At 70.2% G+C, this 25,782-nt stretch carries 21 protein-coding genes and 1 tRNA gene; 9 read left to right on the top strand and 13 right to left on the bottom strand.

From position 1 onward, the window contains the following. Positions 1-5: 5 nt before the first annotated feature. Positions 6-1,343, top strand: coding sequence for an HlyD family type I secretion periplasmic adaptor subunit (locus tag AMK58_RS04945; RefSeq protein WP_059398675.1), 1,338 nt, complete (start codon positions 6-8; stop codon positions 1,341-1,343). On the opposite strand, the gene AMK58_RS04940 is transcribed toward AMK58_RS04945, so the two are convergent. The 8 genes from AMK58_RS04940 to epsC form a co-directional block, all read right to left on the bottom strand. Continuing rightward, positions 1,289-2,944, bottom strand: coding sequence for a tetratricopeptide repeat protein (locus AMK58_RS04940; protein ID WP_059398674.1), 1,656 nt, complete (start codon positions 2,942-2,944; stop codon positions 1,289-1,291). The two genes, AMK58_RS04945 and AMK58_RS04940, sit on opposite strands and share 55 nt — an antisense overlap. Positions 2,945-3,379: 435 nt before the next feature. Further along, a tRNA-Met gene (locus AMK58_RS04935) sits at positions 3,380-3,454 on the bottom strand. Positions 3,455-3,585: 131 nt separating this feature from the next. Then, complete coding sequence (gene mnmA, locus AMK58_RS04930) at positions 3,586-4,719, bottom strand: tRNA 2-thiouridine(34) synthase MnmA (protein ID WP_035672431.1); 1,134 nt, start codon at positions 4,717-4,719, stop codon at positions 3,586-3,588. A gap of 139 nt (positions 4,720-4,858) precedes the next feature. Continuing rightward, positions 4,859-5,188, bottom strand: a complete 330-nt coding sequence (locus tag AMK58_RS04925; RefSeq protein WP_035672428.1) for a ferredoxin family 2Fe-2S iron-sulfur cluster binding protein — start codon at positions 5,186-5,188, stop codon at positions 4,859-4,861. A gap of 45 nt (positions 5,189-5,233) precedes the next feature. Further along, the gene (locus AMK58_RS04920) at positions 5,234-5,899 is read right to left on the bottom strand and encodes a molecular chaperone DnaJ (protein WP_035672425.1); all 666 of its coding nucleotides are present in this window, start codon (positions 5,897-5,899) and stop codon (positions 5,234-5,236) included. Positions 5,900-6,040: 141 nt separating this feature from the next. Further along, positions 6,041-7,153, bottom strand: coding sequence for a cysteine desulfurase family protein (locus tag AMK58_RS04915; RefSeq protein ID WP_059398673.1), 1,113 nt, complete (start codon positions 7,151-7,153; stop codon positions 6,041-6,043). Between the two features lie 27 nt (positions 7,154-7,180). Beyond that, entirely contained in the window at positions 7,181-7,663 is a 483-nt protein-coding gene (locus AMK58_RS04910; protein ID WP_014239836.1) for an Rrf2 family transcriptional regulator, read from the bottom strand. A gap of 77 nt (positions 7,664-7,740) precedes the next feature. Continuing rightward, on the bottom strand, positions 7,741-8,514 hold the full coding sequence (epsC, locus tag AMK58_RS04905) for a serine O-acetyltransferase (RefSeq protein ID WP_051140152.1): 774 nt from the start codon (positions 8,512-8,514) through the stop codon (positions 7,741-7,743). Between the two features lie 265 nt (positions 8,515-8,779). On the opposite strand from epsC, the gene AMK58_RS04900 reads away from it, so the two are divergent. Together AMK58_RS04900 and AMK58_RS30305 are read left to right on the top strand one after the other, a co-directional pair. Beyond that, positions 8,780-9,442, top strand: a complete 663-nt coding sequence (locus AMK58_RS04900) for an alpha/beta hydrolase (RefSeq protein WP_014239834.1) — start codon at positions 8,780-8,782, stop codon at positions 9,440-9,442. Between the two features lie 5 nt (positions 9,443-9,447). After that, positions 9,448-9,591 carry a hypothetical protein gene (locus tag AMK58_RS30305; RefSeq protein ID WP_156355534.1) on the top strand — a complete coding sequence of 48 codons (144 nt, stop codon included), beginning with the start codon at positions 9,448-9,450 and terminating at the stop codon, positions 9,589-9,591. A 12-nt stretch (positions 9,592-9,603) separates the two neighbouring features. Here the strand turns inward: AMK58_RS30305 and AMK58_RS04895 are convergent, their stop codons facing one another. Further along, on the bottom strand, positions 9,604-10,671 hold the full coding sequence (locus AMK58_RS04895; RefSeq protein ID WP_035672411.1) for an anhydro-N-acetylmuramic acid kinase: 1,068 nt from the start codon (positions 10,669-10,671) through the stop codon (positions 9,604-9,606). Positions 10,672-10,777: 106 nt separating this feature from the next. On the opposite strand from AMK58_RS04895, the gene tyrS reads away from it, so the two are divergent. Then, positions 10,778-12,031 carry a tyrosine--tRNA ligase gene (tyrS, locus tag AMK58_RS04890; protein ID WP_059398672.1) on the top strand — a complete coding sequence of 418 codons (1,254 nt, stop codon included), beginning with the start codon at positions 10,778-10,780 and terminating at the stop codon, positions 12,029-12,031. A gap of 151 nt (positions 12,032-12,182) precedes the next feature. Here tyrS and AMK58_RS04885 read toward each other — a convergent pair whose 3' ends face one another. Beyond that, a complete protein-coding gene (locus tag AMK58_RS04885; RefSeq protein WP_059398671.1) occupies positions 12,183-15,815 on the bottom strand; it encodes a YhdP family protein in 3,633 nt (1,210 codons plus the stop codon). Positions 15,816-15,917: 102 nt separating this feature from the next. On the opposite strand from AMK58_RS04885, the gene AMK58_RS04880 reads away from it, so the two are divergent. Continuing rightward, positions 15,918-18,935 carry a bifunctional [glutamine synthetase] adenylyltransferase/[glutamine synthetase]-adenylyl-L-tyrosine phosphorylase gene (locus AMK58_RS04880; RefSeq protein ID WP_059398670.1) on the top strand — a complete coding sequence of 1,006 codons (3,018 nt, stop codon included), beginning with the start codon at positions 15,918-15,920 and terminating at the stop codon, positions 18,933-18,935. Further along, entirely contained in the window at positions 18,932-19,414 is a 483-nt protein-coding gene (gene bcp, locus AMK58_RS04875; RefSeq protein WP_035672382.1) for a thioredoxin-dependent thiol peroxidase, read from the top strand. Before AMK58_RS04880 ends, bcp begins: the two co-directional genes overlap by 4 nt. Before the next feature lie 40 nt (positions 19,415-19,454). On the opposite strand, the gene AMK58_RS04870 is transcribed toward bcp, so the two are convergent. Further along, positions 19,455-20,450 (bottom strand): glycosyltransferase family 61 protein, encoded by a 996-nt coding sequence (locus AMK58_RS04870; protein ID WP_035672379.1) that lies wholly within the window; start codon positions 20,448-20,450, stop codon positions 19,455-19,457. Positions 20,451-20,491: 41 nt separating this feature from the next. Continuing rightward, entirely contained in the window at positions 20,492-21,139 is a 648-nt protein-coding gene (parA, locus tag AMK58_RS04865) for a ParA family partition ATPase (protein WP_035672399.1), read from the bottom strand. A gap of 111 nt (positions 21,140-21,250) precedes the next feature. On the opposite strand from parA, the gene AMK58_RS04860 reads away from it, so the two are divergent. The 3 genes from AMK58_RS04860 (at position 21,251) to AMK58_RS04850 (ending at position 24,616) form a co-directional block, all read left to right on the top strand. Further along, a complete protein-coding gene (locus AMK58_RS04860) occupies positions 21,251-22,222 on the top strand; it encodes an L-threonylcarbamoyladenylate synthase (RefSeq protein WP_035672376.1) in 972 nt (323 codons plus the stop codon). A 176-nt stretch (positions 22,223-22,398) separates the two neighbouring features. Further along, complete coding sequence (locus AMK58_RS04855) at positions 22,399-23,850, top strand: FAD-binding oxidoreductase (RefSeq protein WP_059398669.1); 1,452 nt, start codon at positions 22,399-22,401, stop codon at positions 23,848-23,850. A gap of 100 nt (positions 23,851-23,950) precedes the next feature. Beyond that, the gene (locus AMK58_RS04850; RefSeq protein WP_035672373.1) at positions 23,951-24,616 is read left to right on the top strand and encodes a hypothetical protein; all 666 of its coding nucleotides are present in this window, start codon (positions 23,951-23,953) and stop codon (positions 24,614-24,616) included. Positions 24,617-24,632: 16 nt separating this feature from the next. On the opposite strand, the gene AMK58_RS04845 is transcribed toward AMK58_RS04850, so the two are convergent. Next, positions 24,633-25,664: a lysozyme family protein gene (locus AMK58_RS04845; protein WP_035672370.1), complete on the bottom strand. Its 1,032-nt coding sequence runs from the start codon at positions 25,662-25,664 to the stop codon at positions 24,633-24,635. Between the last annotated feature and the right edge of the window lie 118 nt (positions 25,665-25,782).

Below are 25,782 nucleotides of genomic sequence, written 5' to 3'. Positions count from 1 at the left end.
TCGAGATGACGACGACCGACACGCTGCTGGGCCGAAGCGCCATTCCGGCGGAACCGCGCCGCGCCGAGCCCTCCATTGGCGGAGCCGTGCGGGCGGGCTGCGCGGTGATCGCCCTGGCGCTGGGCGCCGGGCTCGGCTGGGGGTTCCTCGCCCCGCTGGACAGCGCCGCCCACGCGCCGGGCACGGTGGTGGTGGACGGCAACCGCAAGACCATCCAGCATCTGGAAGGAGGCATCGTCGCCGAACTGGCGGTGCGCGACGGCGATACGGTGGCCGCCGGCCAGACCCTGCTCCGGCTGGAAGGGACGCAGAGCCGCGCCACCCTGGAGGAGCTGACGAACGAGCAGGCCGCCGCCCTGGTCCGCATGGCCCGCCTGCGCGCCGAATACGCCGGGCAGCGCGCCTTTTCCGTCCCGGCGGAGTTGGTGGATGGGAGCGCTGCCGCCCGGCGCGCCCTGGCCGTGCAGCAACAGTTGTTCGCCGCCCGCTGGACCCGCCATGACGGCGACATGGCCGTGCTGCGCGAGCAGCGCCTCCAGGCCGAGCGCGAGGTGACTGCCCACCGCGCCCAGGAGCGCGCGGCGGCCGAGCAGATCGTCTACATCGAGGAGGAACTGGCCGGCGTGCTCGATCTCTTCAACAAGGGTCTGGAGCGCAAGCTGCGGGTCCTGTCGCTGAAGCGCGCCATGGCCGACCTGGCCGGCACCCGCGATCAATCCCACGCTCGCGCCCTGCTGGCCGAGCAAGCGGTGACGGTCGCCGACACCCAGCTCCACGCCAAGGAGACGGCCCGCCGCTCCGAGATCGCCGGGGAGATGGAAGAGGCGCAGAACGCCCTGGACCAGACCGCCGCCCGCCTGAAGGCCGCCCGCGACGCGGTGGAGCGCACGGAGATCCGCGCCCCCGTCCCCGGCCGCGTGGTCGGTCTGATGGTGTTCACCGTGGGCGGCGTGGTGAAGCCGGGCGAGCCGCTGATGGACATCGTTCCGGACAGCGGCCCGCCGACCATCGAGGCGCGGATCGACCCTCTGGACATCGACGTGGTGAAGGCTGGCCAGACCGCGCAGGTCCGCCTCAGCGCCTTCAAGCCGCGCCGCACCCCGTCGATCGACGCCACCGTGGTGGACGTCTCCGCCGACCGCCTGACCGACCCGACGACCCATGCCCCCTACTTCGTGGCCCGCGTCCGCCCCCTGCCCGGCGCGCTGAACCGCCTCGGCCCGGCGGCCCTGCATCCGGGCATGCCGGCCGACGTGCTGATCGCGACCGGCCAGCGCCGGGCCATCGATTACGTGCTGGCGCCGTTGCAGGACGCGATGGCGCACGCGTTGACCGAGGATTGAGGAGCGCCCCGCCCATCGGCAAGTCGTTGCAGTTCCCGGACGACTTCAGACACGGGGCCGGACCAGTCGCCCACACGGCTTTGCCGGAACAGGCGGACCGTCGGGTACCAGGGGCTGTCCGTGCGTCCGAGCATCCAGCGCCAGTCGGGGGCGAAGGGCAGCAGCACCCAGGTCGGCCTGCCCAGGCTGCCAGCCAGATGCGCCACGGCGGTGTCCACGGTGATGACGAGGTCGATCGACGCCAGAGCCGCCGCCGTCGCCGCGAAGTCGGTCAAGAGGGGCGAAGCGTCGAAGGAGGCTTCAGGCCAGGACGCCAGATCGGCCGCCGCCGGGCCGACCTGCAAGGACACCAGCTGAACACCGGGCACCTCCCGAAGCGGCGCGAGGGCGGCAAGAGGAAGCGAGCGACGGCGGTCGTTGGCGTGCTCGCGTCGTCCGGCCCACACGAGGCCGCAACGAATCCGGGCGTTCGGCGCCACGGCAGCCAGACGATCCGTCCAGATGGTCGTCGCGGCTTCCGATGCCCGCAGCATGGGGACGGCCGGCGCGGCGGGAAGGCCGCGGTTCAGCAGCAACGGCAGGCTCATCAACGGCGCGTGCACGTCGAAGGGCGGCAGGGTGCTCCCGCCCGGGAAGTCGGCGGCGCGCGGGATCACCTCCACACCATCGACGGCTGGAGACGCGCGCAAGAGGGACAGAAGGGGCGGCTGGACCTCCAGCAGGACACGTGTCGGCCCCGCTTCCCGCACCAGAGGCACAAAGCGCAGGAACTGGAGCGTATCGCCAAGCCCCTGTTCGGCATGGAGAAGGATGGTCCGGCCGATCAGCGGCCCACCGTCCCACGCCGGCCGGTCGAACCGGCGACGCTGGTTTTGCATGGCCGGCGCTTTCCAGCGCCATTCGAACTCCCGCCATCCATTCGCGAAATCGCCGAGCAGCAGCCGCGTCAGCGCGCGATTCCAATGGGCGTCGGCGTTCCCGGGATCGAGGGACAACGCGCGACCGTAACAATCCAGCGCCTCGTCCACAGCGCCGAGTTCACCCAGCGTATTGCCCAGGTTGTTCAGCGCGCCCCTGTGTCCTGGCACCTCGTCCAGAACCTCGCGGTAGCGGCGGGCGGCCTCCTCGAGCCGGTTCGCCCGCTCGAACGCGACGCCGAGGTTGAACAAAGCGTCGGGGGCGCCCGGCGTCAGGCCGAGAAGCCGCTCGAAGCAGGCGATGGCCTCCTCCGCGTCGCCGCGCTCCGTCAACGACACGCCCAGATTGTTGAGCGCGTTGGCGGAGGTTGGCGCGCCATTGAGCGCCTTGCGATGGCACGACACCGCCTCGTCGAGACGGCCACGCCCACGAAGCGCAAGCCCGAGGTTGCCGAGCACGCCGGGGTCGTTGGGCGCAAGCCGCAGGGCCGCACGCAGGCTTTGCTCCGCTTGTTCCAGCTGTCCTTCGACCAGATGGATGGCGCCAAGGTTGCCATGCGCATGCCGTGTCTCGGGGGCGCGGGGATAGTGGCGGATCATGTCCCGGTACAGCGCCTCGGCACCACGCAGATCCCCAGCCATATGCTTGGCCAACGCAGCTTGCAGGTTCGTCTTGGCGCTCATGGTGGGATGAGGGTCTCGATTTCCGGGGAGCGGTGGCGGCATGTGCCCGCTCGCCAACCCTACTCGAACGGCAACCCCGACGCCACCCGCTGCCCGGCGCGACATGCTCGCGCAGTTCCTTCAGACCGCTCCGCTCCGAAGCCCATATTGTCGGTGCTGGATGAGCCAGCACAAGCGCGCGTGGAACCGCCTAAACCATGCAGGAAGGCACAGCGAAGAAGCCATACGAGTGACCGCGACATTCAGGCTGCACCTGATCAGTGGACGGCGGACATTACGAAGCTGGAGGACACCCGGAAAAGTGAAACGGCGGGCGCATTTCGGGAACAGCCCGGCAACCTGTGATGCCCGACTGAATGTCTAACTTGGCATGAAGAGTCGTACTTGAGAAATGAAAAAGGCCAGCCAACCCATTGGATTGACCGGCCTTCATGATGGTAGCAGCGGAGGGATTTGAACCCCCGACCAAGGGATTATGATTCCCCTGCTCTACCACTGAGCTACGCTGCCATCGTGCTTACCATCATCTCCCGGCGCGGTCCGTTTCGGTGTTGGCCGCCGCGGTTCGTGCCGGGGCCGCTTATGTATTCCAGGGGGGCCGGGGTGTCAACGCTGAAATTTCACTTTTTGCGAAGTTTTCGTCAGGCCCCTGTTCCGGCGATCCAGCCGCCGCCCAGCACCCGGTCGCCCTGGTAAACGACGCAGGCTTGGCCGGGCGCCACGCCGTATTGCGGCTCGTGCAGTTCGGCCTGCGCGGTGCCGTCCGCACCCAGCCGCCACACCGCCGGGGCCGACGGCTGGGCGGAGCGGAGCTTCACCTCGACCTCCAGCCCCTCGCCGGGGGCCAGGGCGGGGCCGAGCCAGTTCACCTCGCGGATCGTCACCACGCGGCGCGCCAGCTCGCGGCGCGGGCCGACGACGACGCGGCGCTGGCCGGGCTCCAGGCGCACGACGAACAGCGGCTCCTCCTCGCCCCGGATGCCGCCGATGCCCAACCCCTTGCGCTGGCCCACCGTGTAATGGACCACGCCGCGGTGGCGGCCCAGGACGCGCCCGTCGACATGGACGATGTCGCCGGGCTCGACCGAACCGGGGCGCAGCTTGGCCACCACGTCGGCGTAGGAGCCGTTGGGGACGAAGCAGATGTCCTGGCTGTCCGGCTTGGCCGCCACCTCCAGCCCATGGCGCTCGGCCAGGGCGCGGGTCTCCGGCTTGGTCAGGCCGCCCAGCGGGAAGCGCAGGAACTCCAGCTGCTCGCGCGTCGTGGCAAACAGGAAGTAGCTCTGGTCGCGGCCGGGATCGATGGCGCGGTGCAGTTCCGCCCCCGCCGCCCCCTGGACGCGGCGCACGTAATGGCCGGTCGCCAGCGCATCGGCGCCGAGGTCGCGGGCGGTGTTCAGCAGGTCGCGGAACTTGACCCGCTGGTTGCAGCGCACGCAGGGGATCGGCGTCTCGCCGCGCAGATAGGTGTCGGCGAAGTCGTCGATCACGTCCTGGGAGAACTTGCCCTCGTAATCCAGCACATAGTGCGGGATGCCGATGCGGTCGGCGACCTGCCGGGCGTCGTAGATGTCCTGCCCGGCGCAGCAGGCGCCCGGCTTCTGCAGGGCGATGCCATGGTCGTAGAGCTGGAGTGTGATGCCGACCACGTCGTAACCCTCCTCCCGCAGAACGGCGGCGGTGACGGAGGAGTCGACGCCGCCGGACATGGCGACGACCACCCGGGTGTCCTGGGGACGCTTGGCGATGCCGAGGGAGTTGGCGTAGGAGATCATGGCGCCCTATATGGGCTGGTTCCCAAAAAATTCACCACCGGAGAACCGGTGCGCTCCAGCCCCGCGACGGGGGCGGCGCGCCGGTTTCCCGGTGGCGGGTTCAAGCCGTGGCAGCCCCGCAAGGCGCCGCGGCGGCAGGTCAGCGCATGGCGTTGTTGGTGCCGCCGGGAAGGCGCACGGCCAGACCGTCCAGTTCCTCGCTGATGATGATCTGGCAGCCCAGGCGCGAGGTCTTCGTCAGGCCGAAGGCGAGGTCGAGCATGTCCTCCTCGTCCTCCGAGGCCTCGTTCAGCACGTCGAACCACTCCGGCTCCACGATGACGTGGCAGGTCGAGCAGGCGAGCGAGCCCTCGCAGGCGCCTTCCAGGTCCAGGCCGTGCTTGTGCGCGACCTCGAGCACGGACAGGCCGAGCGGGGCGTCCACCTCGTGGCGGGTGCCGTTCGGCTCGATGAAGGTCATCTTGGGCATTGGGGTGCTCTCCTGAACAAAGGCGTCGGTGTGCGGTGGCAATGGTTAGGGTGACTTCGGAGCAAGGCCGGAACGCCGCGTCCGGGATTCGGCCGCCAACACTTCCAACCGCTCCAGCCGCGCGAGGATGCGCGCGGCGTTGTCGGTCTGCCCGTTGCGGAAGGCAATGGCAAGATACTTGATGCAACTTTCCACGCGTTGCCCGATGTCCTGGGCAAGCCGGTCCACCGCGGCGGCGTCCGGGACGCCGTCGAGCCGGTCGACGAGCGCGGTCACCTCCTCGTCCTCCTCGGCGGACAGGACGGCGGCGGGGGCGTCCAGCAGGTCCAGCAGATAGCGGGCGCGGCGCACCGGGTCGTGCAGCGTCTCATAGGCTTCGCCCAGCGCGTCGGCCTGGGCGCGGGCGTTGGCCTGCTGCCGCGCGCCGCGCGCCGCGAAGCGCTCCGGGTCCATGGCGCGGGAAAAGCCGGCGTGCTGGCGGGCCAGAGCCTCCGGCTCAATGTCGAAGCGGCGCTCCAGCCCCAGCCGGGTGAAATGGTCGAGCGCGCGCGGCGCCTGCACCGCGCCGCAGGAATGACAGAACATCGCGCGCGCCGCGACCGAACGGCCGCACAGCCAGCAAGGCTCCAGATCGCCGTCGATGGCCCCGGCGATGCCCTTGGGAGCCTCGCCCTTGGGAAAGCGTGGCGGGCCGGAATCGGATGTCGTCATGCTTGCCGTCCGTTGAAACGCTGCACAGGTCGGCCGCGAGGGCGGCGGGTCGCCGTCCCTTCGGCCGGGTGATACCCAGAAGCGGGGCGCCGCGCAACCTTACACGGCCCGCGGCGGGAGGGGGAGGTCATGGAGAGGCGATTACGCCGCAGGGGCACGGGCCAGCCTTGCCGCCATGGCGGCGTAGGCGGCGGCGAAACGCTCCACCGCCGCGTCGTCGCTGTCCCAGCCCAGGCTGATACGGATGGCGCAGGCCGCATCACCCGCGCTCTCGCCCATGGCGGCCAGGACGTGGGACGGCTTCACCTTGCCGCTTGAGCAGGCCGACCCGGCGCTGACCGCCACCCCGGCAAGGTCCAGCGCCATCACCTGCGTCTCCCCCGCCACGCCGGGCAGCAGCAGGTTGCTGGTGTTGCCGACCCGCGCCGCGCCGGCCCCCATCACCCGCGCAGCCGGAACGGCGGGGAGCGCTAGCGCCTCCAGCGCGTCGCGCAGGGCGGTCAGGCGGGCGCTGTCGGGAAGCTCCTCCCGTGCGAGGCGGGCGGCGGCGCCGAAGCCGGCAATGCCGATGACGTTCTCGGTTCCGGCGCGGCGGCGCTTCTCCTGCCCGCCGCCGCGGATCAGCGCCTCCGGCTCCAGCCCGTCGGCGAGGATCAGGGCGCCCACCCCGGCGGGGCCGCCGATCTTGTGGGCCGACAGGGTCAGCAGGTCGGCGCCGAGCGCCCCGAGGTCGAGCGGCAGGCGCCCCGCCGCCTGGACGGCGTCGCAATGGAGCAGCGCGCCATGGGCGTGGGCGACCCGCGCCGCCTCGGCCACCGGCTGGATCACGCCGGTCTCGTTGTTGGCGAGCATCAGGGAGACGAGCGCGGGGCCGCATCCGTCGCTGAGCAGGCGGTCGAGCGCGGCGAGATCGGCGACGCCGTGGTGGTCCACCGGGATGCGGGCGGCGCCTGGCACCGCCTCCAGCACCGAATCATGCTCGATGGCGGAGGTGACCACCGCCCGGCCGGGAAAGCCGCGCAGCGCCAGATTGTTGGCTTCCGTCCCGCTGCCGGTGAAGAAGACCTGGGCGGGCCGCACCCCGGCCAGGGCGGCGACCTGGACGCGCGCCTCTTCCACCGCGCGGCGGACCGTGCGGCCGAAGCCGTGCACCGACGACGGGTTGCCGGCGAGATCCATGGCCTGGATCATCGCCGTCTTCACCGCCGGCTTCAGAGGCGCCGAGGCGTTGTGGTCGAGGTAGACGCGGGTCATCGGGACGAAGGGCCGAAGGGCGCTCCCTTACTCCGCCGCGACCGCAGCGCCCTCGTCCGCCGGCTGCGGGCCGCGGATGGTCAGGCTGCTGGTGCCGATGATCCGGCGCTCCACCACGTCGGCCACGGTGACCGAGCTGAGATACATGTGGATCTGGTTGCCCAGTTCCTCCCACAGGTCGTGGGTCAGGCAGCGCGAGCGGTTGGTGCGGCAGCCCTGCGGCGTGCCGTTGGCGCAGCGCGTCGTGCGGATCGGCTCGTCCACCGCCAGGATGATGTCGGACACGCGGGTCGCGTCCGCCGGATGGGCCAGCAGATAGCCGCCGCCGGGGCCGCGCACGCTCTTCACCAGACCGCCCTTGCGCAGCTTGGCGAACAGCTGCTCCAGATAGGAGAGCGAAATCTCCTGCCGGTCGGCGATGTCGGCAAGGGCGACGGGGCTCCCCTGGCTGGTGGCAGCAAGATCGACCATGGCCATGACGGCATAGCGTCCCTTGGTGCTGAGTCTCATTTTACCCTCCTTACCCTTCCTTCACCCCGGCCCGACCGTTCAGCGGATCGGCGCCAAGCCTTATGTTTGTGTTTGGTTCAACAGGACGCCGCCGGACCGCCGTCGGCGGACACCGGCTCGCGCACCCCATTGTCGGGCCGGGCGCTCCCGTTGGGAACGCCCGATGTTTCGTATACGGATGAATTATGCGCGTCACCGCGCTCCGATTCCAGTTCCTCGACGCGCCGGCGCAGGGTCGACACCTGATCGAGCAGGCCGTTCAGCGCGCGCGCCACCGGATCGGGGATGTCGCCGCAGGGCGTGCCGTAGGGCATGAACTTCTGCGTCTCGACACGGTCGCGCGTCACCACCGCCTTGGCCGGGATGCCGACCACCGCGATGCCCGGCGCCACGTCCGCCACCACGACGGCGTTGGCGCCGACGCGGGCGTCGCGCCCGATGGTGATGGCGCCCAGCACCTTCGCCCCCGCGCCGACGATCACGCCGCTCTCCAGCGTGGGATGGCGCTTTCCCTGGTTCAGCGAGGTGCCGCCCAGCGTCACTCCGTGATAGAGCATCACGTCGTCGCCGATCTCGGCGGTCTCGCCGATGACGACGCCCATGCCGTGGTCGATGAAGAAGCGGCGCCCGATGGTCGCCCCCGGGTGGATCTCGATCCCGGTCAGCGCGCGGGCGATCTGCGAGACGGCGCGCGCCATCAGGTGCCAGCGGCGATCCCAGCAATAGCGCGCGACGCGGTGCAGGACGATGGCGTGGAAGCCCGGATAGCACAGCGCGACCTCGGCCCGTGACCGCGCGGCCGGGTCGCGGGCCATGATACCGTCGATCTCTTCGCGAAGATGCTTGAACACCGGAACACCCGCCGTGGTATAGTCCGCCCTCTTGCCGGAAGAGGTGATCTTTCGCAAGAGCCCTCGACCCGTGCCTCGCCGGTCGCGCGGGTTGCCCTGTAAGGACGCATCGACGCATATATGATGACCAAGCAAAACGGTCAAGAATTGTGTGCGAAAAATCCATGCTTGTCCATGGGCAACCACGTCCGCTTGCCGTGGCGTCCGCCCGCCGCTCCGCCGGTGGTCCGGATCACCTTATATTCGCGTCAGGATCGCCGTTCCCATGCCTGAAGTGATGATCAACGGACCGGCCGGACGTCTGGAAGGGCGCTACACACACGGCACGATCCCCAACGCGCCGATGGCCTTGCTGCTGCATCCGCACCCGCATCACAACGGGACCATGAACAACAAGGTGGTCTTCACCCTGTTCCAATCCTTTACGAAGCGCGGCTACTCGGCCCTGCGCTTCAATTTCCGGGGGGTCGGCCGCAGCCAGGGCACCTACGACAAGGGCGAGGGCGAACTGGCCGACGCGGCGGCGGCGCTGGACTGGCTGCAGACCCACAACCCCAACGCCCCGGTCTGCTGGATCGCCGGCGTGTCCTTCGGGGCGTGGATCGGCATGCAGCTTCTGATGCGCCGCCCGGAGATCGACGGCTTCGTGTCCGTCTCGCCGCCGGCCAACCTGTTCGACTTCTCCTTCCTGGCGCCCTGTCCCTCCTCCGGCCTGATCATCCACGGCGACAAGGACGAACTGGTTCCGGGGGCGGCGGTGAACAAGCTGGTGACCAAGCTGTCGCACCAGAAGGACATCCGGATCGACCACCGCGTCGTGCCCGGCGCCAACCATTTCTTCGCCAACCGCAGCGACGACCTGGCGGTGCAGGTGGACGACTATCTGGACCGCGCGATGGGCAACCCCGTCGCCGCCGTGGCGGAGTGAGCGCCGTGGCGATTCTTCGCCTTGCCGTCGTTGCGGCTGTCGCGGCGGTTCTGTTGTCTGGCTGCAGCAACGCCCAGATTGCCAGCACCTTCGGCAACTGGTGCAAGCACGCCGACAACTGCACCGACAACAGCCGGACGCGCCCGTAGCGGTCCCAGCCCTCACGCCACTGGGTGGAAGCGCCCGCCGCTCATCGGCCGCGGGACACCCGTGGTGGCCGGCAGGCTGAGCGGCAGCCCCTTGCGGCTGCGCACCGCCAGATAGGCGAAGGCTTCGGCCTCCAGCGCGTCGCCGTTCCAGCCCACCGCCTCGACCGGATCGACCGGCACGCCCAGCCGGTCGGTCAGCATGCCCATCAGCGTCGCGTTGTGCCGCCCGCCGCCGCAGACCAGCCAGCGCAGCGGCGCCTCCGGCAGATGCGGGACGATGCGGGCGACCGACGCGGCGGTGAAGGCGGTCAGGGTCGCCGCTCCATCCTCCACCGACAACCCGCGCACGGGCGCCGGATCGAAGGCGTCGCGGTCCAGCGACTTCGGCGCCGGCTGGTCGAAATAGGGATGGGCGAGCAGCGCCGCCAACGCGCCCTCGTCCACCTTGCCCCGCGCCGCCAGCGCGCCGCCGGAATCGTAGCGGGCGCCTTGGCCGGACAGCACCCAGTCATCCACCAGCGCGTTGCCCGGCCCGGTGTCGCAGGCGATGACCGCGTCCGCGCCCTCCCCGATCCAGGTGACGTTGGCGACCCCGCCGATGTTCAGCACGGCCAAGGGGCGCGGCAGGGCTTCGGCCAGCGCGCGATGGAACAGCGGCACCAGCGGGGCGCCCTGCCCGCCCGCCGCCACGTCCGCCGTGCGGAAGTCGTTGACCACGGCGACGCCGGTCGCCCGCGCCAGCCGCGCGCCGTCGCCGATCTGCCAGGTGCGACGCTGCGCCGGGTCGTGAAAAATCGTCTGGCCATGGAAGCCGATCAGGTCCACCGCTGCGGCCTCCGTCCCGGTCTCCGCCAGCAGGCGGCGCACGGCGTCGGCGTGGGCGTCGGTCAGGGCGCGCTCCACCGCCTCCACCGGCCCCTTCCCGCCGAGGCAGGAGCGCAGGTTGGCGCGGAAATCATCCTCGTAGGAAACGGTGACGAAGGCCAGCGGCTCCACCCGACGCTCGCCGTCGGTGCGGACCAGCGCCGCGTCGATCCCGTCCATGGAGGTGCCGCTCATCAGCCCGACGACCGTCTGCATTCTTTACCCCAATCCCCAATCGAATCAGCCCCGAGAATTGTGGGGCCGCGCGTTCCATGCTAACAGACGCGACCCTGGACCCTACCACGACAGCCGGATCGCGGCCATGACGACGCTGACATCGGATTTCCTCCGCACGCTGCAGGAACGCGGCTTCATCCACCAGTGCACCGACCTCGCCGGGCTCGACGAGCGCGCGGCGAAGGGGCCGATCATCGCCTACATCGGCTTCGACTGCACGGCGGACAGCCTGCATGTGGGCAGCCTGCTGCCGATCATGATGCTGCGCTGGCTGCAGAAGACCGGCCACAAGCCGATCGTCCTGATGGGCGGCGGGACGACCAAGATCGGCGACCCCTCCGGCAAGGATGAGGCGCGCCAGCTCCTCACCGACGAGGCCATCAACGCCAACATGGCGGGCATCAAGCGCATCTTCGGGCGCTACCTGTCCTTTGGTAACGGGCCGACCGACGCGGTGATGGTCAACAACGCCGACTGGCTGGACGAGCTGAAATACATCCCGCTGCTCCGCGACATCGGCCGGCACTTCACGATCAACCGCATGATGACCTTCGAATCGGTCAAGCTGCGGCTGGATCGCGAGCAGCCGCTGACCTTCCTGGAATTCAACTACATGATTCTCCAGGCCTATGATTTCGTGGAGCTGTTCCGTCGCGAGAAATGCATGCTCCAGATGGGCGGGTCGGACCAGTGGGGCAACATCATCAACGGCGTCGAGCTGGGCCGCCGCACCGACGGGGCGGAGCTGTTCGGCCTGACCACCCCGCTGCTGACCACCTCGTCGGGCGCCAAGATGGGCAAGACCGCCGCGGGTGCGGTGTGGCTGACCGCTGACAAGCTCAGCGCCTATGATTTCTGGCAGTACTGGCGCAACACCGAGGATGCCGACGTCGGCCGCTTCCTGCGCCTCTACACCGAGCTGCCGCTGGACGAGGTGGCGCGGCTGGAAGCCCTCGAAGGCGCCAGCATCAATGAGGCCAAGAAGATCCTCGCCCACGAGGTGACGAAGCTGGCGCATGGCGAGGAGGCCGCCCTGGAGGCCGCCGAGACCGCCCGCCGCACCTTCGAGCAGGGCGCCGCCGCCGAGGGGCTGCCGACCATCGACGTGCCCCGCGCCGAGCTTGAGGGCGGCGTCGCGGTGGTGGACCTGCTGGTCTCCGCCGGGCTGGCCGCTTCGAAGGGCGAGGCCCGCCGTCTCATCAAGGGCGCCGGCGCCAGGATGAACGACGCCGCCATCCCCGACGAGGCCGCCAAGGCCACCACCGCCGACCTGAACGCCGACGGCGTCATCAAGCTGAGCGCCGGCAAGAAGCGTCACGCGCTGGTCAAGGCGGTGTGAGAGACCAATGCTCCCTCTCCCCTCTGGGGAGAGGGTTAGGGTGAGGGGGTTGCGCGTGGCGGAGCGTCCGGCAAAAGCGCAACCCCCTCACCGGCCCTCTGGGCCACCCTCTCCCCGGAGGGGAGAGGGTTAGATTGCCCCCGTCCGCCCCCTACTTCACGAAAGTCCCCGGCGAGGGCGCTTCCTTGCCGTCGCCCCCCTCGCCCAAAAAGAACAGGTTGCGCAGGAAGCCCGGCGCCAGCATGGCGAGCGGGTTCACCGTCACGTCCGGGTCGGCCAGCGGGCCGCGGACGTGCCAGGTGGCGCTGAAGATGCCCTGCCCCTCGCCGCCGCTCAGCGCGTCGCCCAGCAGAGGAATCTGGCCGATCAGGCGGTTCAGCCCGTAGATGGGCACGATGGTGCCGCGCAGGTTGGCGGTGTCGGTCTCGATGTCCACCTCCCCCGTCAGCGTCAGGCCGAGTGCGGAGCCTGAGGTGCGCAGGTCCTTCACGGTCAGCAGGCGCCCGTCCTTGCGGTAGTCGCTGACCGCCCGCCCAAAGCGGATGCCCTTGCCGCCGCCCATCAGCTCGGCAAAGCCGGAGGGGGAAATGGAATTCAGGATACGGGCCAGGACCGGCGGATCGACCAGCGCGTAGTCGGTCAGTTCCAGCCGACCTTCGATGGCCGCATCCGCCCGCGGCTCCACCGTGCGGCCGGTGATCGTCAGCGCACCGCCCTGCACCCGGTCGTTGATATCGAGCGCGCGGAAGGTTGCGCCGGCGTCGCTGGCCGAGATGGCCACGTCGTAGAAGCCCTGGGCACCCGGCAGGTACCGCAGGGACACCGCCCCGTCGCGCCCCGCCTTCGCCGTCACGTCGAGCGCCGTCCAGGACAGGCGGTCGCGCTTGATCCGCCCGGCCACGTCGGACAGGTGGCGGCCATCCCCGAAGACGACGCGGTTCAGCGTCAGGTCGAAATCGAGCGGCAGCGGTTTCTCATCGCTCGGCCCCTGCTTCTTGCCGCCGGGCGGGTCGGCCTTGCCGGCCAGGACGCGGGCGTCCAGGCTCTGGCCGGTGATGGTCCCGGAATAGCCGCTCTTGCCGCCGTCATGCACCGTCACGTCGGCCTTCAGGTCGGTCTTGCCGACCGACATCTGGCTGACCGCCACCTTGGTGACCGCCATGGTCTGCGGCGCGAGGTCGACGACCGCCTGGGCGCGCAGCCCACCGGCATCGACCGACAGGCCGGTGATGCGGGTCACCCGGTCCTTTTGGAACTCCAGCGCCAGCTTGCCGGTGCCCGGCACGCCGGGCTTCTTCTCCCAGCCCAGCTCGTCGATGCGCAGATGGGTCTTCTCCAGGTTCAGCCCGGCGGTCAGCCCGAAGCGGCGGCGCTGGTCCACGGTGAACAGAACGTCCGCTCCCAGCGGCCCCGCCACATGATCGCCGAGGTCGATGCCGTGGCTGCGCAGGTCCTGGGCGTCCACGTCGCCCTTCACGGCGATGCGGGTGCGCGGCCCCTTGGCGGTGGAGGTGAACTGCTCCTTCCAGTCGATGGTGACGGGGATGCCGTCCAGCTTGGTGTTGCCCTTCACCGTCATGGCGTTCATGTCGAGCGCCAGCGTCAGGTCGCCCTCGGTCGCGGTCAGGCCGGCGGCCACCTTCTCCACCCCGACTCCGCGCAGCTTGGCCGCGACGTCGAGGTTCAGCTGCTCCACCTTCAGGTCGACCAGCAGCGGGAACTGGAAGTGGAGCTGCGCGTCGGCCTGCCCCTGGGTGCGCTTCGGGTCGAGGTCGAGGCGGCTGGGATAGCCCAGCGGCGGGCTGTCGAGAACGGTCAGGATGGTGCGCACCGGCCCGCGGATCGGGACGCGGATGTCCATGGTCTCCTTGCCGGTGTCCAGCCCGCCGATGACGATCGTGCCCTCGCCAAGCTGGACGTCGTCGATCCGCCCGCCCTTGGTGTGGATGGTGAAGGTCTTGCCGTCGGTGGACACCTCAGCCCCCAACCCGGTGACCTTGGGCAGCGGGTGGAAATAATCCACCGTCATGTCCTCGGCCTTGATGCCGGCCTGGAAATGCGTCACGTCGATCGCCGCCAAGTCGGACAGCGGCCCGCTGGCCCGGACGGTCGCCGTCGCCTCCGGAACGACGCCGCGCGAGAGGTTTTGGGTCACCCACTCCCGCGGGTTCTTCCCCACCCCGAGCGGCCACAGCCGGGGCAGTTCGTCCGCCGGCACCCGCTTGGCCTTTACGGCCGCCTCGACCGACAGGCGGGCGTCCGGCGTGCCGAACTCGGCGATGGTGGCGTGCGCCGTTCCCTCCACGGTCGGCCCACCGAGATCGATGGCCAGCCGCTCCACCTCCAGCTTGCCCGAGGAGCGGTCGCCGGCCACTGTCAGGGCCGCGGAGGCGACGGGCAGCGGCTCCGGGAACAGGTCCGGCCGAACGACGCGCCCGGCGCCGGCCTTCAACTCCGCACGGCCGTTGCGCGGTTGCCCGTCGGGGTCCAGCTCCACGCTGGCCGTGCCGGACAGGGGAAGCTGCGCCGCGGCGAGCGGCGCTAGCGCCGGGGCGAGACCGGCCAGGGTGGCGGGCACCAGCCCGTCGAGCGTTGCGGCGACCGACGCGCCCTTGTCGGGAACCTGCGTACCGTCGAGGGCGAGCGAAGCCCGCGTGCCATCCGCCGTCAGGTCGAGCCGCAGGCTGCCGCTGCGCTGCCCGCCCTGCTCCCGCAGGTCGCCCCGCCCGGTCATCGCCATCCCGTCGAACGCGAGGTCCAGCCGCTCCAGCTCCGCCCGCCGGCCCGGCACGTCCAGCCCGCCGCGCAGCCGCACACGCTCGACGCGGTAGGGGTCGGGCCGCAGCGCGGGCAGGCTGACCTCCCCGGCGCCGCCCTGCAGGTCGAAGCTGAAGCGCACCGGCTCGAACCGCGAATCCAGCGTCGCGTCGATGCGCCCGCCCAGGGGAACGGTCACCGCCGACAGCGGCGCCAGCAGCGGGCCGATCTTGGCCAGCGCCGCCGGCTGCAGCCCGTCGAAGCGGGTGGACAGCGCGGTTTCCGCGTCGGCCATGCGATGGACGCCCGACGCCTCCACCGCCGCCGTCCGCCCGTCGAGGTCGAGCAGCAGCTGCGCCCCGCCGACGATCTCCGTCCCGTCGCGGGTCAGCACGATGTCGGCGCGGTTGGCGTGCCAGGACAGGCCCAGCATCCGGTTCGTCACCGTCAGGTCGGCGCCGATGATGGTCAGCCGCCGCAGCAGGCCCAGCGGGCGGGCAATATCCGGGGGCTGCATCAGGGTGGAGACGATCTCCCCCGCGAAATCAGGGCCGCCGTCCGGCTCCTCCTTCTCCGGCGCGCCGGGGGACGGGAGCGAGCGCACGTCGAAATCCAGGCTGCCATCGGCCCGGCGCACCACCTGGAGGCGCGGCCGCACGAGGTCGAGCCGGGTCGGCGACAGCTTGCCCTGGAACAGCGCGCGCACGGAGAAGCCGACGCCCAGCTCCGGCACCGCCGCAAGCTCGTCGCCCTCGGCGTTGACCGCGTGCACGTCGATGGCCCGCAGGTCCAGGCGGGTCAGCCCGTCGCTCTCCTCCTCATCCACCCAGGACAGGACGAGCTGGCCGACATCGACGCTGTAGCGGCCCTGCGGGTCGCTCAGCGCCCGCTCCACATAGGGGGTCAGCGGGTCGAGGGCGATCGGCCCCTGGGCCAGCCGCCAGGCGAACAGCCCGCCGGCGGCGCCGACGACGACGACCGCGCCCGCGGTGGTCCAGGCGAGAATCTTTGCGGTGCGCCGGATCACGGTCGGTGTCCCGGCGACGATGCCCGCGCGTTGTCACAGTTGACCGGACCCTCGCGACCGCGCACCTTCCTGCTCAGTTCTTGTGCAGGGATAGCCGCGACCATGACCACCACGCTGCCGAAACCCTTCGACACCGGCCTTGCCGAACGCGGCCTGGAGCGCTGGCGCGCCGAGGCGGCGAACGCCGCGGACAATGACGGCAACAACGACGGCGACAGCACCGGCGACGCCTTGCGCGCCTGGGCCGAGGCGTACGCCGATTCGGCCGAGGGCCGGGCTCTGATCGACGCGGTGTGCGGCAACAGCCCGTATCTCGGCCAGATCCTGACGCGCGAGTTGCCCTTCGTCCGCGAGATGGTGACGCGGGGGTACGACGACGCCTTCGCGACGCTGCTGCGCCGGCTGGAGGCGGACTGCGCGGAGGAACGCAACATCGACCGGCTGATGACCGCCCTGCGCATCGCCAAGCGGCGGGCGGCGCTGCTGATCGCCATCGCCGACATCACCGGCGCGTGGGAGCTGGAGGCCGTCACCGGCGCGCTGTCCGACATCGCCGAGACGTCGGTGCGGATGGCGGCAAACCACCTGCTGCGCCGCGCCGCGGAGGCGGGCACGCTGACGCTGCCGGAACCGCAGCGGCCATGGGTCGGGTCGGGCCTGATCGTGCTTGGCATGGGCAAACTTGGTGCGCGCGAGCTCAACTATTCCAGCGATATCGACCTGATCGTCCTGTACGACGACGCCGTCGTTCAAACGCCCCAGCCGGACAACCTCGCCCGCACGTTCATTCGTATCGCGCGCGATCTTGTCCGCATTATGGATGAACGGACCAAGGACGGCTACGTCTTCCGTACAGATCTGCGGCTGCGCCCCGATCCCGGAGCCACGCCGCTGGCGGTGTCCGTCTCGGCGGCCGAAATTTACTACGGCAGCGTCGGGCAGAACTGGGAGCGCGCGGCCATGATCAAGGCCCGCCCCATAGCCGGCGATCCGGAAGCGGGGGCGCATTTCCTGCGTTTCCTCGAACCGTTCGTGTGGCGGCGCCACCTCGACTTCGCGGCCATCCAGGACATCCATTCCATCAAGCGTCAGATCAACGCCCACAAGGGCCATCGTGAAGTGACGGTGAACGGCCACGACATCAAGGTCGGCCGTGGCGGAATCCGCGAGATCGAGTTCTTCGCCCAGACCCAGCAGCTGATTTTCGGCGGGCGCGACATCCGCGTGCGCATCGCCCCCACCCTGCTGGCCAACAAGGCGCTGTGCGCGGTCGGCCGCGTGCCGGAGGCGGCGGTGGAGGAGCTGGAGGAGGCCTACCGCTTCCTGCGCCGGGTCGAGCACCGCATCCAGATGACCGACGACCGCCAGACCCACCAGATCCCGGCGGACGACGAAGGGGTGGCGCATCTGGCGACCTTCCTCGGCTACGCCCAGGTCGAGGATTTCCGCGCCGACCTGCTGGCCCAGCTCGGCCGGGTGGAGGACCGCTACGCCGAATTGTTCGAGGAGGCGCCGTCGCTGTCCGGTCCCGGCAACCTCGTCTTCACCGGCACCGACGACGACCCCGGCACGGTGAAGACGCTGGCCGGCATGGGCTACCGCGACCCCAGCCGGGTCATCGCCGTGGTTTCCACTTGGCACCGCGGGCGCTACCGCTCCACCCGCTCGGGCCGCGCGCGGGAACTGCTGACCGAGCTGGTGCCGGCCATGCTGAACGAGCTGGCGAAGACCCCCGCCCCGGATGATGCGCTGGTCAAGTTCGACAGCTTCCTGGAGCGGCTGCCGGCAGGAGTCGGGCTGTTCTCGCTGTTCATCGCCAACCCCTGGCTGCTCGCCCTGGTGGCGGAGATCATGGGCACGGCGCCGCAGCTGGCCGAGACGCTGTCGCGCAACCCGTCGCTGCTCGACGCCGTGCTGTCGCCCGATTTCTTCGACCCGCTGCCCGACGCGGCCGGGCTTACGCCGGAGTACCAGCGATTCATCGCCGGGGCGCACAACTTCGAGGACGTGCTGACCCTGTCGCGGCGCTGGACCAACGACCAGCGCTTCCGCGCCGGGGCGCACATCCTGCGCGGCATCACCGACGGCGACCACTGCGGCCCCTTCCTCGCCGATCTGGCCGACGTGGTGGTGCCGGAGCTGGCCGCCCGCGTCGAGGAGGAGTTCGCCACCCGCCACGGCCGCATCCCCGGCGGCGCCTGGGTGGTGGTGGCGATGGGCAAGCTGGGCAGCCGGCAGCTCACCATCACCTCCGACATCGACCTGATCGTCGTCTACGAGGTGCCTCCGGGAACGCGCCAGTCGGACGGGACCAAGCCGCTGGCGCCCAACGAGTATTACATCAAGCTGACGCAGCGCCTGACCAACGCCATCACCGCCCCGATGGCCGACGGGCGGCTGTACGAGGTGGACATGCGGCTGCGCCCGTCGGGCAACGCCGGCCCCCTCGCCACCGCGCTGGACGCCTTCACCGCCTATCAGGCCAAGGACGCCTGGACGTGGGAACACATGGCCCTGACCCGTGCCCGCGTCATCGGCGGCGACCCGCCGCTGGGCCATAAGGTCGAGTCGGCGATCCGCGGCGTGCTGACCGGGCCGCGCGACCCGGCCAAGGTGCTGCGGGACGTCGCCGACATGCGCCGCCGCATCGACAAGGAGTTCGGCACCGCCAACCCGTGGAACGTCAAGTACGCCCGCGGCGGCCTGATCGACATCGAGTTCACCGCCCAGTATCTCCAGCTCCGCCACGGGCACGCGCATCCGGAGATCCTGTCCATCGCGACCAGCCGCGCCCTGCTCAACGCCGCCGCGGCCGGGCTGCTGGCCCCGGAGGTGGCGGAGGAGCTGGCGGCGACGCTGAAGCTGTGGCGCCGCGTGCAGGGTTTCCTGCGCCTGACCACCGACGGCGTGCTCGATCCGCGGCAGGTTTCGCCCACCCTGCGGGAGGGTCTGTCCCGCGCCGCCTTCCCGGACGAGGAGCCGGCGGTTGACTTCGCCGCGCTCGACAGCAGAATCCGGGACATCGCCGCCCGCGCCCACCGCCATTTCGTGGCGCTGGTCGAGGAGCCGGCGTCAAGGCTGCCTCCCCCAGAGACCAACGAAGAAGCCAAACTCCCATGAGTGATATCCAGACGCCCGCCATCGAGGCCGGCACCCCCGCCCCGGACTTCACCATGCCGACCGACGGCGGCGGCAGCGTCACGCTGTCCGCCCTGCGGGGCAAGCCGGTGATCCTGTACTTCTACCCGAAGGACGACACCTCGGGCTGCACGTCGGAGGCCTGCGGCTTCCGCGATCAGCTTCCGGACTTCAGCGGGCTCGACGCCGTCATCATCGGCGTGTCGAAGGACAGCGTGGCCAGCCACGACAAGTTCAAGGCGAAGTACGAGTTGCCCTTCACGCTGGCCTCCGACAAGGAAACCGGCGTCGCCGAGGCCTACGGCGTCTGGGTCGAGAAGAGCATGTACGGCCGCAAGTACATGGGGCTGGAGCGCGCGACCTTCCTGATCGACAAGGACGGCATCGTCCGCAATGTCTGGCGCAAGGTGAAGGTCACCGGCCATGTCGCCGCGGTGCTGAAGGCTCTGCAGGCGCTGTAGTCGTTTCGCGATGCGGTGGGGGACACCATCCCTCGCCGCTTCAGCGGACGCCAACCCCGGCAAGGCATTCGCGCAACGCGTCGAGCGGAACGACGTAGTCCCGCTCGATGATGTCATGATGGCTGTCGGGCCGTTCCGGACAGGCCAGATCGAGATAGCGCATCCCCCGCTGGGCGGCGAGATTTCCAAAGAAGGGTTGGAGAACGCGCCCGCGAAGTTCGATCAGGGTGGCGCCCTGCGGCGCGAACAGGATGTTGGTCAAGGCTGCGCCGTGGCTGCCGACGATCAGTTCCGCCCCGCTGAACAGGGCGAATTGTTCCTCGAACGTGAGGCTTCCCGGATCGACGGCCAGAAAGCCCAGCGGCTCCAGCGCGTCGGCCACCTCGTCCTGGTTCACGGCAAAGCGCTTGGTCGTGTTCCTCCGCAGGACGAACAACCGCTTCACTCCGGATGGCGTCGGCAGGACGTCGCGGGCGTGGTTCAGAACCACGCTCCAGATCGCCACCGCCTGCGACCGCAACGGAAGCGGCACGAGGCAATCGGAATAACCGCTCCAATCGCTGCGGCTGACATGCAGATCCAGCGTGTCGAGCTTGAGCCCGGCCATGAAGAGGCGCAACGAGGCCGCCTGCCACGGGTTGGGCGGGCCGTCCATGATGACCCGCCGCTCCGCGCCATCCGGAGCGATCGCGCCGAAGACCAGACGCGGCAGGTGATCCAGGCACCAGTGGAAATAATTGTCGTTGCCACCCATCGCCAGATATTTGCCGGGCGGCTCGGGCTGGGCGAGCGCCTTCAGGAACACCGGCGAGGGGGGCTGCCCCACCATCCCGTAGGCAATCTCCTGGAACATGCCGAAATGCGGCCGGAAGCAGCGCAGATCCGGCGTCACCGGGAACATCAGGTGGTTGTTCAGAACACAGCGGTCGAAGACCGCCGCGACCGGGTCGCCGTCGCCGCCCCGCAGGATGCGGCCAAGATGCGGGTTGGCCGTCAGATGCTCGACGAGATCAACGCTCTGTATCGTGCCGTCCATGCAAGCCCCCTGCGTAAGCGCCTCTGCCAGCGACCAGAAACTTACCCGGCGCGCCGCAAGATCTCCTCGGCCAGCGCCTGCATCTCCGCCGCCGCCTGGGTCTTGCGCGCCGCCTCGGTTACCGACAGGCCGGACAGCAGGGTCCCGGCGTAGGCGGTGCGGTTGCCGATCTGCGACTCCGCGATGTCAACGGCCGGCGGGTTGACCAGCTCGCGCACCCGCCCGATCAGTTCGTCGGCGATGCGGGCGCGCGGCGGCACACGGTTCAGCACCAGCAGCAGGCGGCGCTTCTCCTGCGCGGCGAGGTCCAGCGTCGGCTGCACCGCCCACAGGTCCATCGGGCTGGGCTGCACCGGGGCGAGGACGAGGCTGGCGGCGCGCACGGCGATGCGCGCCTCCGTCTGGGCGTGGGGCGGGCTGTCGATCAGCACGATGTCATGGTCGCGGGCCAGCTTCTCGACCTCGGTCTGGGTGCGCCAGCCGGTGATCTGGACATGGGTGAAGCCGGGCTGCCCACCCGTGGCCTCCGCCCGCACCGCCTGCCAGCGGGTCAGGCTGCCCTGCGGGTCGATGTCCACCGTGGCGACCGAGCGCCCAAGCTGCATCCAGGCAATGGCGAGGTGTGCCACCAGCGTGGTCTTTCCGGCCCCGCCCTTCTGCTGAGCCACGGTGAAGACCTTGCCCGCCATGCCCACACCCATCATTTGGTTGTTTATCGCGCACACCCGTCATAAGGCTTGGACAGAGACGGCGCAACCGCGCGAATTGACTTCATCCTCCCACGCTTTACAAATCGCCCCGTGACCGACAAGCATCCCGACATCATCCCCGCCACGCCCGCCGGCCTCGCCCGCGCCGGCGAGGCCCTGCGCTGCGGCGAACTGGTCGCCTTCCCGACCGAGACCGTCTACGGCCTCGGCGGCGACGCCACCGACGACCGGGCCGTGGCCGCGATCTTCGCCGCCAAGGGCCGCCCGCAGTTCAACCCGCTGATCGCCCATGTGCCGGACCTGGAAGCGGCCGAGGCCATCGCCGTGCTCGACGAGCGCGCGGTGGAGCTGGCCCATCAGTTCTGGCCCGGCCCGCTGACCCTAGTCCTGCCCCGCCGCCCGGAGGCCGGGCTGTCGCTGCTGGTGTCCGCTGGGCTGGACAGCGTGGCGGTGCGCGTGCCCGCCCACCCGGTGGCGCAGGCGCTGCTGAAGGCCGCCGGCAAGCCGATCGCCGCGCCCAGCGCCAACCGCTCCGGCGCGGTCAGCCCAACCGCCCCGCACCACGTCATCGAGAGCCTGGGCGACCGGGTCAGCATGGTGGTGGCCGGCGGCAAGTGCCAGGTCGGGGTGGAATCCACCGTGCTCGACCTGACCGGCGACACGCCCGTGCTGCTGCGCCCCGGCGCGGTGCTGCGCGAGGAGATCGAGCGGCTGATCGGCCCCATCCAGGTCTCCGCCGGCAACCCCGACGCCCCGAAGTCGCCCGGCCAGCTGGAAAGCCACTACGCCCCCAACGCCCCGGTGCGGCTGAACGCCACCAGCGCCGAGGAGGACGAGGCGTTCCTGACCTTCGGCCCCGACCGCTTCATCCGCGGCGGCAAGGCCCGGCTGAACCTGAGCCTGCAAGGTGACCTGAACGAGGCGGCGGCGAACCTGTTCGCCCATCTCCGCGCGCTCGACCAGGAGGGCGCCCGCGCCATCGCGGTGATGCCGATCCCGGACGAGGGGCTGGGTGTGGCCATCAACGACCGGCTGCGGCGGGCGGCGGCCCCGCGGGCATAGTGGAAAAACGCACGGCGAGGCGATAAGAGTCTCGCAACGAGCCCCCACCCTCCCGCGTCGCGGGTCCCTCCCTCCCCCGCTGTCGCAGGGGAGGGACAGAAAGCCCCCTCCCCTGCGACAGCGGGGGAGGGTCGGGGTGGGGGCAATGCTCTCTCCAGCCCCCGGACCGTCCGCCCATGACCTCCGCCAGCCCTGCCTCCAGCCCTGACGCCGCCAGCCTCTCCGCCGCTCTCGACCGGATCCGCGCCATCGTCGGCCCGAACGGCCTTCTCACCGCGCCGGAGGACATGGCCCCCTACCTGTCGGAATGGCGCGGGCGCTTCAAGGGCAACAGCCCGGCGGTGGTCCGCCCGGCCAGCACCGAAGAGGTCGCGGCGGTGGTGAAAATCTGCGCGGAGGCCGGCATACCGGTCGTCCCGCAGGGCGGCAACACCAGCCTCGTCGGCGGCTCCATCCCCTACGAGGAAGGGCGCGAGATCGTCATCAGCCTGTCGCGGATGAACAGGATCCGCGGCATCGACACGCTGAACTACACCATGACGGTGGAGGCCGGCGTCGTGCTGAAGACCGCGCAGGAGGCCGCGAAGGACAAAGACCGCCTGCTGCCGATGAGCCTGGGGGCGGAGGGCACCTGCCAGATCGGCGGGCTGATCTCCACCAACGCCGGCGGAATTAACGTGCTGCGCTACGGCAACATGCGCGACCTCGTGCTGGGGCTGGAGGTGGTGCTGGCCGACGGGCGCATCTGGAATGGCCTGCGCAGCCTTCGCAAGAACAACACCGGCTACGACCTGAAGCATCTGTTCATCGGGGCGGAGGGCACGCTGGGCATCGTCACCGCCGCGGTGCTGAAGCTCTACCCGCGCCCGCGCCAGGCGGAGACGGCCTTCATCGCCGTGCCCAGCCCCGCCGCCGCCATCGAGCTGCTGGCCCGTCTGCGCGAGGCGTCGGGCGACGCCGTCGCCGCCTTCGAGCTGATGTCGCGCCGCTGCCTGGAGTTCGCGCTCAAGCACGTCGCCGGCACCATCGACCCGCTGTCGGAGCCGTCGCCCTGGTACGTGCTGACCGAGCTGACCGCCGGCACCCAATCCGACGCCTTCCGCGAGACGGTCGAGGCGGCGCTGGGCGAAGCCTTCGAGGCGGAGCTTGCCACCGACGCCACCATCGCCCAGTCGGAGACCCAGGCCAACCAGCTCTGGTTCATCCGCGAGGCCATCGTCGAGGCGCAGAAGTTCGAGGGCGGTTCGATCAAGAACGACGTGTCGGTCCCGGTGTCGCGCGTCGCCGAGTTCATCGAGCGCGCCGAGGCTGCGGTAGCCGCAGCCTGCCCCGGCATCCGCCCCACCCCCTTCGGCCATGTCGGGGACGGCAACATCCACTTCAACCTCAGCCAGCCGGAGGGCGCCGACACCGCCGCCTACCTCGCCCGCTGGGACGAGATCTGCCACGTCGTGAACGAGGTCATCTTCGACCTGGACGGCTCCATTTCCGCCGAGCACGGCGTGGGCCGCTTCAAGAAGGACGAGATGCCGGTCATCAAGAGCCCGGTCGAGTTCGACCTGCTGCGCGCCATGAAGGCGGCGCTCGACCCCAAGGGCCTGCTGAACCCCGGCAAGATGCTGCCGTAAGGGGCTGCCGCAAGAGGTGCCCTGCCCGCCTCGGGCAACCTTTCACGGTTCCGGCCTGTTCGTCGTCGTGCAGGTCGGTAACCGCGGAACGGAGGCGGCGATGCTTCTCGCGATGTCGGCGTGGATGCGCCTGATGCTGGGCGAGGCCGAGATGGCGCCGGTGCCCGGCACGTCCAGCACATGCGCCCTGCCGCCGGAGCGGGAGCGCATCCGGCGGGCGGTGCATGACGCCGTGACCGCCCATCCGCTGCACCGCGAGCTGGTCCACACCCACCGGCTGGGCGGCTGCCAGTATTACGCCTTTGCCGGGGCGATGCTGCTGGAGGCTCTGGGCCACGGCCGGGCCGAGGTCGCGCTGGGCCGCGTGGCGTTCCGCAAGTCCGAGGCCCATGGCCGGGGGCGCTGGCTCGGCTATCCGGCGGCACCCGCCGACGTCCGTCCTCCCGATCCGGCGCAACGGCGACAGGAGGCGGAATCCTTCCCGTTCCATGCCTGGATTTGCCTGACCGGCCCCGGCGGGCGGCGGGTCCTCATCGACTTCGACCTGACCAACGTGCTGCGGGAGGTAAGGCTGCGCGAACCGCGCCATGCGGCGGGCCTGCGCTATCGGTCGCCGGCCTTCTGGGGAAGCGCCGCGGCGGCGCACCGGGCAGGGTTGCGGTTCGAGCCGCACCGCCGCCTGACCGCCGACGCGCTGCTGCCCGGCGACCGCCGGGTCTTCGCGGCCATCGCGGCGGATGCCCGCGATCGGCTCAAGGGCGCGTAGCCCGGCGTTCAGCTGATCAGGCCGCCTTCGCCGTTGTCGTGTCCGATGTCCCGGCCGCAATCCCCTGGCCGACCACCTTGGACAGGCCCAGCCCGAGGCCCAGCCCGGTGTGTTCGTTCTGATCCGTGCGGACCGGCTGGTCGCGCATGCGGCGGTTGTCCTTGTCCTCGCCGTCCGGGCGGCGGCCGCGGGCGGGCCTGCCGGAGATGCTGTCCACCTCGTCCGGCGTTTCCAGCGCGTTCAGGGCCAGCACATGGTAGATCGACAGCGGCGTGCCGTTCAGCGCCTTCTGCGGCATGCTGGGTACCTGGACGGTGAAGCCGTCCGGCATGTCCTGGCGGCGCACCCGGTCGATGGCGGTCTGGGCGGGGGCGAAGTCGGCGTTGGGCGACTCCGCGAACTTCGTCGCGAAGCGGTCGTAGATGTCCTTCAGCGACTTGGCCCGGCCGGTGTCCTTGTCGAAGAACACCGCCTTGTTGGCCGAGGCGGCGTCGGGGAACAGCTCCTTGGCGGCGCGGTTGGGGTTGTCCCGCATGGCGTTCAGGAACTTCGACGCCCCGCCGGCCCCGAGGAAATGCGCCATGTAGAGTTCCGTGGAGCCGACCTTCCCTTTGACCGTGTCCTCCAGATACTCCTTGTTGTCGCGGGTGTACTCCGCCGCCATCAGGGCCGAGGCGTTGGGGTCCTTGCGCAGGTCGAGGATCTCGCGCTTCAGGTCGGGATCGGTCACGTAGGGGCGCCCGTCGCCGCGCGTCTGAATCGCATTGGCGTACTTGGCGTAGCCGTGGTCCGCCCCATGGTCGCGCATCGTCGCCAGCCATGTGCTGTCGATGAACTGGTAGAGCCCGGTCGCCGAGGAGGAAGAGGACTTCACGTCCGTCCGGTACCCGCTCTCCACGGCAGCTTTTTCCATGAGGTAGGAAAAATCGACCCCGGTCTTGGCGCTGGCGTTGCGGACCGCCGCCTCGACGTTCTCCGGCCCGCGGCTGGTCTTCGCGGCCTGGACGGCGGATTCGGCCTGACGGGCAAGGGCGGCGGCGATGGTCATGGGTGGAACCCCTGTGAGCGGTGCTGCCCCACCCCTGCAACTGGGATGCCAAGTCCGGGACCCTCTCCTGCGTCGCAGCCGCGCTGTTCGCACCGCAACCCAGATGCCAATATTCCTG

Origin of the sequence: Azospirillum brasilense, from assembly GCF_001315015.1 — a bacterium.
GTDB classification, from domain to species: domain Bacteria; phylum Pseudomonadota; class Alphaproteobacteria; order Azospirillales; family Azospirillaceae; genus Azospirillum; species Azospirillum brasilense.
Note: the sequence above shows the minus strand (reverse complement) of the source record. Positions and strands in the feature narration are given on the sequence as shown.

Excerpts from the sequence above, each read along its gene's own strand:
- AMK58_RS04915 (WP_059398673.1), bottom strand. The coding sequence starts at position 7,153 with ATGACCCGCGTCTACCTCGACCACAACGCCTCGGCGCCTCTGAAGCCG.
- AMK58_RS04845 (WP_035672370.1), bottom strand. The coding sequence starts at position 25,664 with ATGACCATCGCCGCCGCCCTTGCCCGTCAGGCCGAATCCGCCGTCCAG.
- AMK58_RS04925 (WP_035672428.1), bottom strand. The coding sequence starts at position 5,188 with ATGCCCAAGATGACCTTCATCGAGCCGAACGGCACCCGCCACGAGGTG.
- AMK58_RS04850 (WP_035672373.1), top strand. The coding sequence starts at position 23,951 with ATGCTTCTCGCGATGTCGGCGTGGATGCGCCTGATGCTGGGCGAGGCC.
- AMK58_RS04870 (WP_035672379.1), bottom strand. The coding sequence starts at position 20,450 with ATGGACGGCACGATACAGAGCGTTGATCTCGTCGAGCATCTGACGGCC.
- AMK58_RS04855 (WP_059398669.1), top strand. The coding sequence starts at position 22,399 with ATGACCTCCGCCAGCCCTGCCTCCAGCCCTGACGCCGCCAGCCTCTCC.
- AMK58_RS04945 (WP_059398675.1), top strand. The coding sequence starts at position 6 with ATGACGACGACCGACACGCTGCTGGGCCGAAGCGCCATTCCGGCGGAA.
- AMK58_RS04910 (WP_014239836.1), bottom strand. The coding sequence starts at position 7,663 with ATGAGACTCAGCACCAAGGGACGCTATGCCGTCATGGCCATGGTCGAT.
- tyrS (WP_059398672.1), top strand. The coding sequence starts at position 10,778 with ATGACGACGCTGACATCGGATTTCCTCCGCACGCTGCAGGAACGCGGC.
- bcp (WP_035672382.1), top strand. The coding sequence starts at position 18,932 with ATGAGTGATATCCAGACGCCCGCCATCGAGGCCGGCACCCCCGCCCCG.
- parA (WP_035672399.1), bottom strand. The coding sequence starts at position 21,139 with ATGGCGGGCAAGGTCTTCACCGTGGCTCAGCAGAAGGGCGGGGCCGGA.
- AMK58_RS04895 (WP_035672411.1), bottom strand. The coding sequence starts at position 10,671 with ATGCAGACGGTCGTCGGGCTGATGAGCGGCACCTCCATGGACGGGATC.
- AMK58_RS04900 (WP_014239834.1), top strand. The coding sequence starts at position 8,780 with ATGCCTGAAGTGATGATCAACGGACCGGCCGGACGTCTGGAAGGGCGC.
- mnmA (WP_035672431.1), bottom strand. The coding sequence starts at position 4,719 with ATGATCTCCTACGCCAACTCCCTCGGCATCGCCAAGCGTCCCCAGGAC.
- AMK58_RS04880 (WP_059398670.1), top strand. The coding sequence starts at position 15,918 with ATGACCACCACGCTGCCGAAACCCTTCGACACCGGCCTTGCCGAACGC.
- AMK58_RS04940 (WP_059398674.1), bottom strand. The coding sequence starts at position 2,944 with ATGAGCGCCAAGACGAACCTGCAAGCTGCGTTGGCCAAGCATATGGCT.
- AMK58_RS04920 (WP_035672425.1), bottom strand. The coding sequence starts at position 5,899 with ATGACGACATCCGATTCCGGCCCGCCACGCTTTCCCAAGGGCGAGGCT.